This window comes from Flavobacterium pisciphilum, from assembly GCF_020905345.1.
GTDB lineage: Bacteria > Bacteroidota > Bacteroidia > Flavobacteriales > Flavobacteriaceae > Flavobacterium > Flavobacterium pisciphilum.
Genome location: NZ_JAJJMO010000001.1, coordinates 790,085 through 805,934 on the forward strand (window position 1 = coordinate 790,085; position 15,850 = coordinate 805,934).

General features: G+C 36.0%; 12 protein-coding genes. 8 read left to right on the forward strand and 4 right to left on the reverse strand.

Features of this window, described 5'->3' with window-relative positions; translation table 11 throughout:
* Positions 1 to 10 precede the first annotated feature (10 nt).
* The 4 genes from LNQ49_RS02905 to LNQ49_RS02920 all read right to left on the reverse strand — a co-directional run bounded on the left by LNQ49_RS02905 (position 11) and on the right by LNQ49_RS02920 (position 3,845).
* Positions 11 to 229 carry a heavy-metal-associated domain-containing protein gene (locus tag LNQ49_RS02905; protein ID WP_229987281.1) on the reverse strand — a complete coding sequence of 73 codons (219 nt, stop codon included), beginning with the start codon at positions 227 to 229 and terminating at the stop codon, positions 11 to 13.
* 174 nt (positions 230 to 403) lie between these two features.
* Positions 404 to 2,554: a heavy metal translocating P-type ATPase gene (locus tag LNQ49_RS02910; RefSeq protein WP_229987282.1), complete on the reverse strand. Its 2,151-nt coding sequence runs from the start codon at positions 2,552 to 2,554 to the stop codon at positions 404 to 406.
* 138 nt (positions 2,555 to 2,692) lie between these two features.
* Entirely contained in the window at positions 2,693 to 3,109 is a 417-nt protein-coding gene (locus tag LNQ49_RS02915; RefSeq protein ID WP_229987283.1) for a Fur family transcriptional regulator, read from the reverse strand.
* 166 nt (positions 3,110 to 3,275) lie between these two features.
* The gene (locus LNQ49_RS02920) at positions 3,276 to 3,845 is read right to left on the reverse strand and encodes a DUF2652 domain-containing protein (protein WP_229987284.1); all 570 of its coding nucleotides are present in this window, start codon (positions 3,843 to 3,845) and stop codon (positions 3,276 to 3,278) included.
* 396 nt (positions 3,846 to 4,241) lie between these two features.
* Here LNQ49_RS02920 and LNQ49_RS02925 point away from each other — a divergent pair, with 396 nt between their 5' ends.
* From LNQ49_RS02925 to LNQ49_RS02960, 8 genes are all read left to right on the forward strand, one after another.
* Complete coding sequence (locus LNQ49_RS02925; protein WP_229987285.1) at positions 4,242 to 5,165, forward strand: beta propeller repeat protein; 924 nt, start codon at positions 4,242 to 4,244, stop codon at positions 5,163 to 5,165.
* Between the two features lie 111 nt (positions 5,166 to 5,276).
* Positions 5,277 to 6,206: a beta propeller repeat protein gene (locus tag LNQ49_RS02930; RefSeq protein WP_229987286.1), complete on the forward strand. Its 930-nt coding sequence runs from the start codon at positions 5,277 to 5,279 to the stop codon at positions 6,204 to 6,206.
* A gap of 115 nt (positions 6,207 to 6,321) precedes the next feature.
* Positions 6,322 to 7,245, forward strand: coding sequence for a hypothetical protein (locus LNQ49_RS02935; RefSeq protein ID WP_229987287.1), 924 nt, complete (start codon positions 6,322 to 6,324; stop codon positions 7,243 to 7,245).
* 267 nt (positions 7,246 to 7,512) lie between these two features.
* Positions 7,513 to 8,076 (forward strand): helix-turn-helix domain-containing protein, encoded by a 564-nt coding sequence (locus LNQ49_RS02940; protein ID WP_229987288.1) that lies wholly within the window; start codon positions 7,513 to 7,515, stop codon positions 8,074 to 8,076.
* 88 nt (positions 8,077 to 8,164) lie between these two features.
* A complete protein-coding gene (locus LNQ49_RS02945; RefSeq protein ID WP_229987289.1) occupies positions 8,165 to 10,582 on the forward strand; it encodes a heavy metal translocating P-type ATPase in 2,418 nt (805 codons plus the stop codon).
* A 150-nt stretch (positions 10,583 to 10,732) separates the two neighbouring features.
* Positions 10,733 to 11,329 (forward strand): helix-turn-helix domain-containing protein, encoded by a 597-nt coding sequence (locus tag LNQ49_RS02950; RefSeq protein WP_229987290.1) that lies wholly within the window; start codon positions 10,733 to 10,735, stop codon positions 11,327 to 11,329.
* Positions 11,330 to 11,631: 302 nt separating this feature from the next.
* Complete coding sequence (locus LNQ49_RS02955) at positions 11,632 to 12,702, forward strand: efflux RND transporter periplasmic adaptor subunit (protein ID WP_229987291.1); 1,071 nt, start codon at positions 11,632 to 11,634, stop codon at positions 12,700 to 12,702.
* Positions 12,703 to 12,723: 21 nt separating this feature from the next.
* On the forward strand, positions 12,724 to 15,810 hold the full coding sequence (locus LNQ49_RS02960; RefSeq protein WP_229987292.1) for an efflux RND transporter permease subunit: 3,087 nt from the start codon (positions 12,724 to 12,726) through the stop codon (positions 15,808 to 15,810).
* Positions 15,811 to 15,850 lie beyond the last annotated feature (40 nt).

A 15,850-nucleotide genomic window follows, 5' to 3' on the forward strand; every position in this document is an offset into this window, starting at 1 on the left:
TATAACTCAATTATTTTATAGGTTCAGCTTTGAAGCCTTTACTCTTTATGATTGCAACTATTTCATCTTCTGTAATACCTTCTGATTGAACTGTGAGGATTTTATCACTATTATCAGTGTCTACGTTCCATTCGCCAATGCCTTCCGTATTATCTAAATCAGATTTTACTTTTGCTACACAAGCACCACAATTTAAAGTTGTTTTGAATTGAATATTTATCTTTTCCATTTTTATTGATATTAATGTTAATTATACTGCAAATTTAAGTTCATTAACTCTCAACTTTCTTATACTATTCCTTATTAGATTTGTGACATTTACTGATTGAATCACTAGGCTATTAATCTTCTTTAAGTTTTTAATGCTCTAAATCAATGTATGAACAACTGACAATCCTATCTTTTAAAATTTCATTCTTTGGATTCGAACTGCATTAAGTATTGCCAATAACGCCACTCCTACATCAGCAAACACTGCTTCCCACATAGTAGCAAGTCCACCTGCTCCAAGAATCAAAACGATAGCTTTTATAGAAAATGCTAAAATGATGTTTTGCCAAACTATTTTTTTGGTTTGCTTTCCTATATTTATTGCCATTGCAATTTTTGAAGGCATATCGTCTTGTATCACTACATCGGCAGTTTCGATAGCAGCATCACTTCCTAAACCTCCCATTGCAATCCCTGCATCACTTAAAGCAATTACTGGTGCATCGTTTACTCCATCACCCACAAATGCTACACTGCCAGCACGGTTCTTGATTTCTTTCACCTTATTCACCTTATCTTCTGGGAGTAAATCTCCGTATGCATTGTCAATTCCTAATTGTGTTGCAACATGCTCTACAACTGCACTTTTATCGCCACTAAGCATGGTGACTCTAATATTCATACTATGCAATTTATCAATTGCAATTTTTGCATCCACTTTAATACTATCTGAAATTGTAAGGTAACCAACAAATTTTCTGTCATAAGAAATGGCAATTACTGTGTACACAATGCTTCCAGTATTAGCATCATGACTGACATTAAATTTATCAAGTAATTTAAAATTACCAACCAATAATTCTTTTCCGTTCACAGTAGATTTAAGCCCATATCCAGCTATTTCCTCAGTATCTAATAGTTTAATGCTATTATCTATTTCTCCAACATAGTTATGAATGGCTGAAGCGACTGGATGTGTACTCTGACTTTCCAAAGCATTTACCATTTTAAGTATTTCGTCTTTATCAAATTCAGGTTTTATTAATACTTCTTGAACTTTAAAGACACCTTCTGTCATTGTTCCTGTTTTATCAATAACTACGTTCTGAACATTGGCAAGAATATCCAAGAAATTGGATCCTTTAAACAGTATTCCATTATGACTTGCTGCTCCAATACCTCCAAAATATCCCAAGGGAATAGAGATTACCAACGCACAAGGACATGAAATAACTAGAAATACTAATGCTCTATATAACCACTCACTAAACACATAATTAGCAACAAAAAGAGCTGGCAACAATGTAATAGCAATTGAAAGAAACACTATTATAGGTGTATATACCTTGGCAAACTTACGAATGAACAATTCTGTAGGTGCTTTTTGAGCAGTTGCATCCTGTACCAGCTCTAATATCTTACTTAATTTACTATCTGAATAGGCTACGGTTACCCTTACCTGACTTACGGTATTTAGATTAATCATACCCGCCAATACCGTTTCTCCTTTTGATTTGGTATCTGGTTTGCTTTCTCCTGTGAGAGCTGCAGTATTATAAGAAGCACTTTCAGAGATGAGTTCCCCGTCAAGTCCTAATTTCTCTCCTGGCTTTAACTGGATAATATCTCCAATTTTTGCATCTTCTGCTTTTATAACCACCAATTTATCTCCTTGCAGTATGGTAACTTCATCTGGACGTTGGTCTAATAAAGCCTTAATGTTTCCTTTAGCTCGTGATACTGCAAGTGTTTGAAACACTTCTCCCACAGCATAAAATAACATAACAGCTACAGCTTCGGGATATTCTCCTATAGCAAAAGCTCCCATTGTAGCAATAACCATCAAAAAAAACTCTGAGAAAAAATCTTTGTAACGAATACTCTCAATAGCTTCTTTAATTACTGGTAATCCAACCGGAATATATGCCACTACATACCATCCCAATCTTACCCAGTTAGTGAACCAATCCTGCGGGAAATAATTATCTAATCCGATGCCCGTTAGTAATAAAACTAATGATATAACAGCTGGTAAAAATAACTGAAATACAGTTTTATCTTCAAGATCATGGCTGTGGTCGTGATCATGGTCGTGACTATGATCATGATGACCTTCTTTTTTCTTATTTTTCCCATGATTGTGGTCATGGTCATGATGATCGTGGTCGTGTTTTTCTTCTGAGCAACTTTTTTCTTCCAAGAGTACTTCAACTCCTGTTTTAGTATATTCTTTTTCCGTTTTTAAACAACACAACTGATTTCCTTGAGCATCATACTTATGTTGATGTCCCTCTTTTTTTTGAGGTTTTAAATAAACATCTGTACTACAACATTGCTTTGACATATCTAATTATTTTTTAATTCTATGACAAAGTTATTGGTCTGTTTTGGGAACTTGGTTGCAAATGTAATACTGCAGTTTTATTTTGGATTTTAGTAATGAAACCAAAATAAATCAAAGAATCTCATCATATTACGAATATTAAAAAAACTTAGAACATTTTTCGCAAATCCCTTTCATTACAAAATTGACACTTTCTAATAAGAATTTTTCAGGAAGTTGCATGGGTGGTATAGAGATACTTTCGAGGCAATATGTATTATGACAACGGTTACAATTAAAATGAACATGTAACTCGCCAAGCGTACACATACAAGACTCCATACAAATCGAATATTTCATCGAACCAGAACCATCGTCAATACTATGAATAAGTAAATTTTCATGAAACAAGCTCAAAGTTCTAAAAATGGTTGATTTATTAACTGTAACTAATTCTGTCTCCAGATCAGTTAGACTAAATGCTTTTTCAAATTCAGTCATCGTCTTGAATATTAACAACCTTACTGATGTTGGTTTTATATTCCTATTCAATAATTTTTTTTCCAAACCTTCCATCTTTTATATTTTATTTAAACCTCTATATAATAAACTTAGAAAACAATTATAAAATTAGGCAATTTGTTCAGTACCAGTTTTACAATATTCTGGTTTATTTTATGAGATTTACTGATTAACCATTTTACTAAATATTTCAACTAGTGTAAAAAAACTATAATACCAATTACAAATAATGTATATAACCAATTTCTGGCAGGTACATACAATTCTCGCAATTATCATATTCAAAAGTTGATTCAGCAGGTTGTTCAAAATTGATTTTTAAAAATGCATCTGAGAATAAAGCATACGGCGGAAATTTGGCAATATGATTTTTGAGCATTTTGTGAGCTTCCACAACTGGAGCTCCATAAAGTTTCTCAAACCTTCCAATTTTATATTTAGTAAAAGTACCATAGTGCACAATAATTTTTAATGACAAAGGAATTTCCATTGCAAGTTGCAACGATAGCCTTGTTACTTCCTTTTTAAAGTTGTTATACATTACTACAATCTGAGCTATTGTATCGTCAAAAGAGGGAATCTGGCGGTATTTATAAAACAATACGGCATCACCTTCAATCTCAGAAACTTCAAGTGAAAGGTTGTTACTATCAACTATTGATTTCAGGAGATTCTCAGTTATGTATTTTCCAATAAACATATTGGTACTTATAACAAAATCTGTAAAACCAGATATGTCCGGAATCATCAGCATGCCTGTTTTATCTTGGGGTATTTGAGTAGGAAACATATCGGTATTAAATATTTTTTGTTTTGTGATACAAATTTTAGCATAGTAAAACTATATCGTATGGTCCTATTCCCTATTTGATTTATAACATTTACAGATATCAAGAATCTAATAGGCAATCGATATAACATTTTTTCCCCCATAGCATTATATATTCTCTACAAATACAGCATTGTTAGAAGATTTATTTAAGTTTTTCTTTATTCAAATTGATATATTGAAGGATAGTATTGCCTGAAAATTATGCTAATAATTTAAATTAAAATTGTGTGTATAGTCAATATTTTCTTATTTTTAGATGATAATTTTTAACTAGAAACCAATAGAACATGAAGTTTGAATATACAATACTGAGGAGTAATACAGTCGTTAATCTAATTAAATACGAATACCAACATGGATACTAAAGATCCAAGATTTAACGGACTCAGCATTGCTACCGGAGTCGTTCGCCACTCAGACCTTTGTTATTTGATTGCCACACACGACCAAGCTACCAGCGAAGGTTATAGCGATTCGATACTTTTTACTCTATATCGTGAAACTCTATATGCTGGCGTAGTGCCATGGCTTGCCTGTTCTGGAACAGTCTGTCATATACCTGCCGAACGTTACCTCATGTTGGGCAGTGATGGATCAGTCGAAGCCAGTGGCGGTGGTACTAAAAATGAAGAAGCAATTGCCAACTGCGGAGTAGACCCAAGAAAACGCGGTCCTCTTCGTGAAATCCGTGGTATTGCTAACGGTAGAGCCTATGCTGTAGGAACCTGTCGCCAAGCCTATATCCGTGAGGATGCAGATCAATGGAAATGCATTGACCAGAGTGCTCAAATTGGTGATACTCCAATTACTGACACCAGCTTTGAATCTATCGATGGATTCAACGAACAAGAAATTTATACTGTTGGTTGGGAAGGTGAAATATGGAAATATGATGGTTCTCTTTTCACTCAACAAAATAGTCCAACAGATCTAGCACTCTATAAAGTTCGCTGTGCACCAGATGGTTTTACTTATGCCTGCGGTCAGCTCGGAACCTTGCTTCGTGGACGTGATAATCAATGGGAAGTAATCAAGCATGAAAGCACCACCGAAGATCTTTGGGGTATGGAGGTTTTCGATGGGAAATTGTATGTGTCGTCTGCTCATTTCGTCTATCAACTCGTAGATGGCAAACTCGAACCTATTGACTTTGGGGACGAGGTTCCACGGACTTGTTATCACCTAAGTGCAGCCAACGGAATCATGTGGTCCATAGGATCCAAAGATGTAATGGAGTTTGATGGGGTGAACTGGAAACGCTGCCTACAAATTGACTAATCGAATTATCTTTTAAAGGATAATTTTAATTAAAAAGCCTATAAAAAATGAAGCTTAAACATATAATAAAGAGTAATACAGTCGTTAATTTAATTAAATCTGAAAATCAACATGGACGACACTAGAGATCCACGATTCAGCGGACTCAGCATAGCTACTGGAGTCGTTCGCTACTCAGACTTGTCCTATTTGATTACTACACACGACGAAGCTACCAGCGAGGGATATATCGATTCAATAATGTACACTCTAGACCGTAAAACCTGGTATGCCGGCACAGTGCCGTGGCTTGGCTGCTCTGGAACGGTCTGCCATATACCTGCCGAACGCTACTTAGCACTGGGCACTGATGGATCAGTAAGAGCCAGTGGTGGTGGCGTAGTAAAGGAAGAGGCACCTATCGCAAACTCCGGAATCGATCCAAAGAAGCGTGGTCCTCTTCGCGAAATCCGTGGCATTGCTAATGGTCGAGCCTATGCTGTAGGAACATGTCGCCAAGCCTATGTTCGTGAGGACGAAAATCTATGGAGATGCATTGACCAGAGTGCTCAAATTGGTGATACTCCAATTACTGACACCAGCTTTGAATCTATCGATGGATTCAACGAACAGGAAATTTATACTGTTGGTTGGGAAGGTGAAATATGGAAGTATGATGGTTCTCTTTTCACCCAACAGAATAGTCCAACTAACTTGGCACTCTATAAAGTTCGCTGTGCACCAGATGGTTTTGCTTATGCCTGTGGTCAGCTCGGAACCTTACTTCGTGGACGTGATAATCAATGGGAAATAATTAAGCATGAAAGTACCACAGAAGATCTTTGGGGTATGGAAATTTTCAATGGAAAATTATATGTATCCTCCTCTCATTTCGTCTATCAACTCGTAGATGGCAAACTCGAACCTATTGACTTTGGAGACGAGGTTCCACGGACTTGTTATCACCTAAGTGCTGCCGACGGAATCATGTGGTCCATAGGCCCAAAAGATGTAATGGAGTTTGATGGTTTAAACTGGAAACGTTGTTTACAAATTGACTAATCGAGTTATCTTTTAAAAGATAATTTTCAACTAAAAAACCAATAAAACATGAAACTTAAATATACAATACTGAAGAGTAACACAGTCACTAATCTAATTAAATCTGAATACCAATATGGACACTAGAGATCCACGATTCAGCGGACTCAGCATTGCTACTGGAACTGTTCGCTATTCAGACCTTTGTTATTTGATTGCCAGAAGCGATGATGTTATCCGCGAAGGTTATAGCGATTCAATACTATTGGCTCTAGATTGTGGAACTTGGGGGGCTGATGCTGTACAGTGGCTTGCCTGTTCTGGAACAGTCTGTCATATACCAGCAGAACGTTACCTAACGTTGGGAATCGATGGATCAATAGACGCCAGTGGTGGTGGCTTTAGAACCCAAGAGACTATTGTTAACTCTGAAGTAGATCCAAAAAAACGCGGCCCACTTCGTGAAATCCGTGGTATTGCTAACGGTAGAGCCTATGCTGTAGGAACATGTCGCCAAGCCTATGTTCGTGAGGATGCAGATCAATGGAAATGCATAGACCAGAGTGCTCAAATTGGTGATACACCAATCACCGACACCAGCTTCGAATCTATTGATGGATTCAACGAACAGGAAATTTATACTGTCGGTTGGGAAGGTGAAATATGGAAGTATGATGGTTCTCTTTTCTCTCAGCAGAATAGTCCAACAAATCTAGCACTCTATAAAGTTCGCTGTGCACCAGATGGTTTTACTTATGCCTGTGGTCAGCTCGGAACCTTACTTCGTGGACGTGATAATCAATGGGAAATAATTAAGCATGAAAGTACCACAGAAGATCTCTGGGGTATGGAAATTTTCAATGGAAAATTATATGTATCCTCCTCTCATTTCGTCTATCAACTCGTAGATGACAAGCTCAAACCTGTTGACTTTGGAGATGAGATTCCACGGACTTGTTACCACCTAAGCGCAGCCGATGGAATCATGTGGTCCACAGGACCCAAGGATGTAATGGAGTTTGACGGTTCGAATTGGAAACGCTGTCTACAAATTGACTAACTCAGTCATCTCGGATTAACTCTGAATCCGAATTGACCTTCCTATCGAAGTAGAAATAATGAAGAATAAAAACCGAGGTACATATATACTTGAATATGCCAAGAATAATTATTTTAAATTTGCATCTAAAATTTTCATTAAACCATAATTTATTTGATAATTTTTTATTCGTAAAACTTAAATTTGGTGTATTGAAGTATATTTTTGCCTTGAAATTTAATAACAAGTGTCAATCAGTACACCACAAAATTCTGATATACCAAGAATATGAGCATATTATTCATTAAAAATATGGTTTGTAACCGTTGTATAATGGTCGTTCAAAATGAACTTGAAAAACTCAATTTGGACTTTACAAATATTAAACTAGGAGAAGTTACCTTAAGTAAGGAACTTAGCTCAGACGAAAGAGATTCAGTTGAAAAAGTGCTGGTTCCTTTAGGTTTTGAGGTCATAGATGATAAAAAAAGTCGAATCATTGAAAAGATAAAAAATATCATCATCGATTTGGTACATCATCAAGATAATGATTCAAAAAATAATCTATCTGATATATTGAGTGAAAAACTGAATCATGACTACAACTATCTTTCAAATCTATTTTCTGAAGTGGAAGGTACTACGATAGAAAAATATTTTATTGCTCAAAAAATTGAAAAAATAAAAGAGCTTTTGGTTTATGATGAATTATCGCTAAGCGAAATTGCTATTCGTTTAAACTATTCAAGCGTAGCCTACCTTAGCAATCAGTTTAAAAAAGTTACTGGACTAACTCCAAGTTATTTCAAACAGATTCGTGAAGATAAAAGAAAACCACTGGATAAGGTATAAGTAAATATTACAAATCAAACCCATAATTCCGCAATAGAATTTAGAGTTCTTGTCGCCAACTTTGCATGTAAAATACAACAAGCGAAATATGGCGACAATTAAAACTAAGGAAACAATTTACATTCCTCTAGAAAATGTAGATAGCGAGCACTGTGCATTAATAGTAACAAAAGGATTAGCACAGGTTAAAGGTGTCGAAACCTACAATATAGAACTTAACAACCGTAGGGCTGCCATTACTGTATCTGACAATGAAATAGTTGGCAATGCTGTTAAAACGATTAAAGACCTAGGGTATGGTGTTACAACTGTTAAAAACAGTTTTCCTGTTCTTGGGATGACTTGTGCATCTTGTGCAGGCAGTGCAGAAAGCATCATAAAGTATGAATCTGGAGTTGTTGACGCTTCTGTCAACTTTGCAACGGGAAATCTAACTGTAGAATATCTTCCTAATATGACTGACGCTTCTAAATTACAGAAGGCTGCTCAGGCTGTTGGTTACGACTTACTTATTGTGGACGAAACCCAGCAACAAGAATCTCTGGAAGTTATCCATGCAGAGAAATTCAGAAAATTAAAAAATAAAACCATCTGGGCGGTTATACTCTCACTACCTGTAGTAGCTATTGGTATGTTCTTTATGGATATGCCTTATGGCAATGAGATTATGTGGTTCTTTTCGACTCCTGTAGTACTTTGGCTCGGTAAAGATTTCTTCATTAATGCATGGAAGCAAACAAAGAACCGTTCTGCTAATATGGATACATTGGTAGCTTTGAGTACTGGAATCGCTTACCTCTTCAGTGTATTTAATATGTTGTTTATGGATTTCTGGCATCAACGCGGATTACACGCCCACGTTTACTTTGAAGCGGCTGCCGTAGTTATAACATTCATCCTATTAGGTAAATTACTAGAAGAAAAGGCTAAAGGCAACACCTCAACTGCTATTAAAAAGTTAATGGGATTACAGCCAAAAACTGTCATAGTTATACAAGCTGATGGAACAGAAAAACAAATCGCTATTGAAGAAGTAACTGTTGGAGCTATCATCTTAGTAAAGCCAGGTGAAAAAATTGCCGTAGATGGAGTGGTTACTTCTGGAAATTCATACGTTGATGAAAGTATGTTGAGCGGTGAGCCTGTTCCTGTATTAAAAAAAGAGCACGAAAAGGTATTTGCTGGAACTATAAACCAAAAAGGAAGCTTTCAATTTAAAGCGGTTAAAGTTGGTAAAGAAACCATGCTTGCTCAGATTATAAAAATGGTGCAAGAAGCTCAAGGAAGTAAAGCGCCTGTACAGAAATTGGTAGATAAGATTGCAGGTATTTTTGTCCCAATTGTAATTGGTATTGCCATCCTTACCTTTGTTACATGGTTATTACTTGGAGGTGATAATGCTGTTGCACAAGCATTAATGGCTGCAGTTACTGTATTGGTTATTGCTTGTCCTTGTGCATTGGGTCTTGCTACACCTACAGCCATAATGGTTGGTGTAGGTAAAGGTGCTGAAAATGGTATACTGATTAAAGATGCTGAGAGTTTAGAACTAGCGAGAAAAGTTACTGCTATTGTCTTAGATAAAACTGGAACTATTACCGAAGGTAGACCTCAGGTTACTGGCGTTAAATGGTTAGATAATATAGATACAACAAAAGATATCTTAATTAGCATTGAAAAACAATCAGAACATCCTCTAGCAGAAGCTGTAGTGAAAAATTTTGAGGGTGTACAAACCGTTGTTTTATCTGATTTTGATAGTATCACTGGTAAAGGGGCAAAAGCGGATTATATGGGGCAAACCTATTTTGTCGGTAATAAGAAATTATTAGAAGAAAATAATATCTCTATTGACAATCAATTATTGAATCAAGCCGATAAATGGGGCAAAGAGTCAAAGACTGTAATATGGTTTACTGACAGCAAACAAACATTATCTGTAATTGCAATTTCTGATAAAATCAAAGAAACATCTGTTGAAGCTATCAAACAAATGCAAGATATGGGCATTGAACTGTATATGCTTACTGGTGATAACGAAGCAACTGCAAAAGCTATTGCTAGTCAAACAGGAATCAAACATTATAAGGCAGAAGTATTACCGCAACACAAAGCCGATTTTGTAAAAGAACTACAGCAACAAGGTAAAACAGTAGCAATGGTGGGTGATGGTATAAATGATAGTACTGCACTAGCGACTGCTGATGTAAGTATTGCAATGGGTAAAGGAAGTGATATCGCAATGGACGTTGCAAAAATGACCATTATTTCATCTGACTTGACAAAAATACCACAAGCCATACGCCTATCTAAACAAACTGTATTAACAATCAAACAAAATCTATTTTGGGCATTTATCTATAATCTAATCGGTATTCCTCTTGCAGCAGGTATATTGTATCCAATTAATGGCTTTTTGTTGAATCCGATGATAGCAGGTGCAGCAATGGCTTTGAGTAGCGTAAGTGTGGTAAGTAATAGCTTGCGATTGAAGTGGAAAAAATAATCTCCATTCAAAACGGTTTAATAATTCTATTTATATCATCAAAAAAACTAGCAAAATGAAAAATCTAACAACCAATATTTCCAATATACAGAGTGATCACTGCCTATCAAAAATAAGCCATGCGACTTTAGACCTAAACAGTTGGATGCGATGGAAAAAACCTTAAAATTACTAATCAAAGGAATGGTATGCAACAGATGCATTTATGTCCTATCAGAAGAATTTGTAAAACTTGGTCTTGATGTTTCCGAAATACGTTTAGGTGAAATAATCTTAAAGGATACAGGCAAAAAAATTGAAGAACAGGTTATCAGAACGATGCTTAAAAAAAATGGATTCGATCTGTTATATAGTAAGAATCAAAAAATTATCAATCTGATTAAAGACACTGTTGAAAAGGGGATTCAAGAACAATTAGATACAGGAGAACCAATTAAATTTTCAACACTCATAAGCAACGAATTACACAAAGACTACGATGCATTGAGTTTCTTGTTTTCAACTTCTGAGGGGTATACCTTAGAAAAATTCATCATTTCGAAAAAGATAGAAAAAGTAAAAGAGCTTTTAGTATATACAGATCAATCGATGACAGAAATTACAAATTCTTTAGGTTATAATAGTCCGGCGCATCTGTCTAATCAATTAAAAAAATATACTGGTTTTACTTCTTCTTATTATAAACAAATAAGACGCGATAAAATGGCAATTGTACAAAATCAATTAAGTAAAAATAATAGTTCATAAAAACTCTTGATGCAACTTTATTAACTAAAGTGTACAATACTATTTAAGTAAAATTAGCTTATAAAACCCTGTTCATATTATATGAACAGGGTTTTTCTTTTTCATGCATTTAACTCAGCAATAAAAAACAACAACACACTAACATACAGTATTTTAACCCAGTATTTATCATTGTTTTTTTCTTTATAATCAGAAGTAAATTTCACAACTCTTACCTGTAATTGTGCAGGAAGCCCGCTTGCATTAGTATGTAATTTTGCTTGTGAAATTTAATTTTTATTGAATAATTAAAATATAAAACCATGACATATAATAAATACACTACCAGAAGGTTTGGGGTTTTAATTCCTCTATTTAGCGTCCTATTGATTGCTTGCGAAAACAAAGAACAAAAAACGGCTCCTGCAAATTCAACTGCCAAAGTAGATGTCCCAAAATTACCTGTAGACATCATCATTGCGAATGAGCAGGAACTCAATCAAGAAGAAGCTATAGTGGGAACAATGCTCCCCTATCGTGAAGTCACTATTATGAGTGAATTATCTCAAAAAATCACTAAAGTGGCTTTTAAAGAAGGTAGCTACGTAAGTCAAGGAGCTATTCTTTACACATTAAACAATGCAGATATTAAGTCCCGACTAAAACAGATTGGTGCTGAATTAAAATTGGCTCGATTGGATAAAGACAGATTGGGCAATCTTTTAAAAACCGAAACTGTAAAACAGCAAGAATATGATGAGGGTTTAATGCGCTTACATTCCTTGGAGGCACAAAAAGAGTTTCTTGATGTAGAATTGGCTAAGACTGTAATTAGAGCTCCATTTTCTGGAAAAATTGGTATTTCAAAAGTACACGAAGGTGCCTATGTATCTCCTAATATGCAACTTGTTACACTTCAAGATCAAAATAGAATTAAAATCAATTTCTCTGTCCCTGAAAGATACCTTTCATTAATAAAAACAGGAAATCAAATAAAGTTTAATACTGAACTATCTGACCAACAACATTCAGCTACTATCTCTGCTACTGAACCTGGACTTGATACAAGCAGAAGCCTACAAGTACAAGCCATATCTAATAATACCAACGGACAATTCCGAGCTGGTTTATCTGCCAAAGTTTATTTCCCAATTACCTCCAAGGGTTCAAGTGGTGTGATGATACCTACGGAAGCTCTAATACCGGGTGAGAAAGGCTATACTGTTTTTGTTATAAAAAATGGTTTAGCAAAAGCTCTGGCTGTAACCATAAGCAACAGAACAGAAACAAACGCAATCATCACGTCTGGGGTAAAAACTGGTGACCGTATTATTATCTCAAATACGTTACGTCTTGGCGACGGCACTCCTGTAACAGCCGTTACGTCTAAATAATCTATTTTAATTTGTAATGTTATGAGTATATCATCTTTAAGTATAAAAAAACCAGTTTTGGCTGGAGTATTTTCCGTTCTTATTGTCATTTTAGGCATCATTGGATGGAAAGAATTAGGTATTCGTGAATTTCCATTAACAGAACCACCTGTAATATCTGTGGTTACTTTCTATCCTGGTGCAAGTCCAGATGTAATAGCATCCAAGCTTACCAAACCGATGGAAGAGTCTATTGCTGAAGCTAACGGAATACGAACCATCTCTTCTGAATCTAGAGAGCAAGTAAGTGTAATCTCTATAGAGTTTAACCGAGAAATAGACATCGAAGATGCACTAAACGATGTTCGGGATAAGGTAGCTAAATCTCGAAATCAGCTTCCATCTGATGTTGACCCTCCAATTGTTGAAAAATCTTCTTCACCAGATAATCTTGTGGCTTTCCTTGAAGTAGAAAGCGATACCAAAGATATAAAAGAAGTAAGCCATCTGGCATCTACGATTATTAAAGACAGGATGCAATCTATCCCCGGCATTAGCCAAGTAGCCGTTGTCGGTGAACATAAATATGCCATGCGTCTTCGGTTTGAGCCTGTAAAACTTGCTGCCTATCAACTTACTGCCGAAGACATTCGCAAGGCATTGCTAAGAGAAAACATCGATCTGCCTTCTGGACGAATAGAAGGTAATAACAGTGAACTAAGTATCCGAACATTGGGACGTCTTACGACGATAAAAGATTTTGAAGAAATGCCTATTAAGCAAGTCGGAAATACTGTAATTCGATTGAGAGATATAGGTTCTGCCGAATTGGGAGAAGTAAATGAACGAACTGCTATTATCAACGAAACAGGAAACCTAAATCGTATTGGAGTTGGAGTAGCAATTCAAATACAACGAGGTGCCAATGCCATTGCTGTCGTAGATGAATTTTATAAACGACTTGAAGTATTACGCAAAGAAGTACCAACTGATTATCGATTAATAGTGGGCTTTGATTATACACGTCCTGTACGGGAATCTATTAAAGAAGTAGAAGAAACCTTATTTATTGCTTTTGGTCTAGTGGTATTAATTATCTTTTTATTTTTAAGAGACTGGAGGTCTACAATTATTCCAGTGCTTGCTATTCCTGTATCAATTCTTTCTGCATTTTTTATTATGTACATAGCAGGGTTTTCTATAAATGTATTAACCCTTTTGGGATTGGTACTTGCGATAGGACTTGTAGTAGATGATGCCATCGTTGTGCTTGAAAACATTTATAAAAAAATTGAAGAAGGCATGACGCCTATACAAGCGGCATTCAAAGGTTCCAAAGAGATTTATTTTGCCGTTATTTCAACTACCATTACACTGGCTGCAGTATTCCTTCCAATTGTTTTTATGGGAGGTATCAGTGGACAGCTCTTTAAAGAATTTGCCATTGTAGTATCTGGCTCTGTGTTAGTATCAGCTTTTGTTGCCCTTACACTTACGCCAATGTTAGGTGCTTATTTTTTAAAGAAAAAAGAAAAACCAGGATGGTTCTACGAAACTACTGAACCTTTCTTTCTTCGTTTGAACAATGGATATGCTCGTTTGCTTATTGCGTTCATGAAATTCAGATGGTTAGCTTGGATATTTTTAGCAGGTACAGCCTCTCTTATTTATTTTGTCGGCAAAGAACTTCCATCAGAACTTGCACCTGTAGAAGATCGTTCTAATATGAGCCTCATAGCCGTTGCTCCCGAAGGAGTTTCTTTTGATTATATGAAAAAACATATGACTGAAGTGGGTAAATATGTAAATGACTCTACCGAAGGACTGTATCAAACTTATTCTATGGTGGCCATTTCATTCATCCCTGCTCCTGCTGCCGTTAATGTGGCTGTACAAAGTATTTATCTCAAAGATCCTAAAGAAAGGAAAAAAACCATACAGGATTTGTATAACCAATATGGTGCAGCTTCAGGAAAATTTAGAGGGTTTCTATTATTTCCGTATCTGCCTCCAACTATTGGTACTCGTTACGGTGGTGGTATGCCAGTGCAATATGTATTACAAGCACAAAACCTAGACAGTTTAACAGCAATACTTCCGAAATTTTTAGCAGCAGCTCGTCAAAGTAAGAAACTTATGTTTGTTGATGCTGACCTAAAAATTAATAAGCCTGAAGTAAAAATAAACATCGACAGACAAAAAGCAGCCTTAATGGGCGTATCAATACAAGAGGTTGCCCGCACATTACAGCTTTCATTTTCAGGACAACGCTATGGTTATTTTTTGCGTAATGATCGCCAGTATGAAGTAATTGGACAATTAGACAAAACAAATAGAAATGATATGAGTGACCTAAATGCCATTCATGTTCGCTCAGCAACAGGCCAGATGATTCCTTTAAGTAATTTGGTAACAACTGAGGAAGCAGTAAGCCCTGCAGCAATTTATCGTTACGATCAATACATATCTGCTACCATATCTGCGGCAACCGCTCCAGGAGTCAGTCTTGCAGAAGGAATAGAGGAAATCAAAAAAATAAAAAGTGAAGTATTGAATGAAAGCTTCAAAACTTCTTTGGCTGGTCAATCTCGCGATTATCAAGAAAGCCAAGGTAATATTGGCTTCACCCTTATCCTTGCACTAGTACTTATTTACATGATTCTTGCCGCTCAGTTTGGAAGTCTTCGCGATCCATTAACTATTATGCTTACCGTACCAATGGCTATTACTGGAGCCTTACTTAGTCTGTACTGGTTTGGTCAGAGTTTAAATGTATTCAGTCAGATTGGTATTATTACTCTCGTAGGATTAATTACCAAAAACGGGATACTAATTGTTGAATTTGCCAACCACTTAAAAGAATCTGGACTATCAAGATACGATGCGGCTATACAGGCTGCCGAGCAACGTTTCCGTCCTATTTTAATGACATCACTGGCAATGATATTCGGAGCATTACCGATTGCCCTTACAGTAAACAGTCGCCAGTCATTAGGGATTGTGATTGCAGGAGGATTAGTCTTTTCTGGAATACTTACCCTGTTTATCATACCAGCAGTTTACTCCTATCTATCAAGCACAAAACCTGAAAAGATTGTTGTAGAAGAAGATAATGAAGAGACAAATTAGCTGATGAAATCACCACGGCGGACTAAATTCCAAAAAAAGA

What these genes read in the sequence shown, in the direction of transcription:
- LNQ49_RS02935 (WP_229987287.1), top strand. Translation starts at nt 6,322, where the DNA reads ATGGACACTAGAGATCCACGATTCAGCGGACTCAGCATTGCTACTGGA.
- LNQ49_RS02945 (WP_229987289.1), top strand. Translation starts at nt 8,165, where the DNA reads ATGGCGACAATTAAAACTAAGGAAACAATTTACATTCCTCTAGAAAAT.
- LNQ49_RS02950 (WP_229987290.1), top strand. Translation starts at nt 10,733, where the DNA reads ATGGAAAAAACCTTAAAATTACTAATCAAAGGAATGGTATGCAACAGA.
- LNQ49_RS02905 (WP_229987281.1), bottom strand. Translation starts at nt 229, where the DNA reads ATGGAAAAGATAAATATTCAATTCAAAACAACTTTAAATTGTGGTGCT.
- LNQ49_RS02925 (WP_229987285.1), top strand. Translation starts at nt 4,242, where the DNA reads ATGGATACTAAAGATCCAAGATTTAACGGACTCAGCATTGCTACCGGA.
- LNQ49_RS02910 (WP_229987282.1), bottom strand. Translation starts at nt 2,554, where the DNA reads ATGTCAAAGCAATGTTGTAGTACAGATGTTTATTTAAAACCTCAAAAA.
- LNQ49_RS02940 (WP_229987288.1), top strand. Translation starts at nt 7,513, where the DNA reads ATGAGCATATTATTCATTAAAAATATGGTTTGTAACCGTTGTATAATG.
- LNQ49_RS02915 (WP_229987283.1), bottom strand. Translation starts at nt 3,109, where the DNA reads ATGGAAGGTTTGGAAAAAAAATTATTGAATAGGAATATAAAACCAACA.
- LNQ49_RS02930 (WP_229987286.1), top strand. Translation starts at nt 5,277, where the DNA reads ATGGACGACACTAGAGATCCACGATTCAGCGGACTCAGCATAGCTACT.
- LNQ49_RS02920 (WP_229987284.1), bottom strand. Translation starts at nt 3,845, where the DNA reads ATGTTTCCTACTCAAATACCCCAAGATAAAACAGGCATGCTGATGATT.
- LNQ49_RS02955 (WP_229987291.1), top strand. Translation starts at nt 11,632, where the DNA reads ATGACATATAATAAATACACTACCAGAAGGTTTGGGGTTTTAATTCCT.
- LNQ49_RS02960 (WP_229987292.1), top strand. Translation starts at nt 12,724, where the DNA reads ATGAGTATATCATCTTTAAGTATAAAAAAACCAGTTTTGGCTGGAGTA.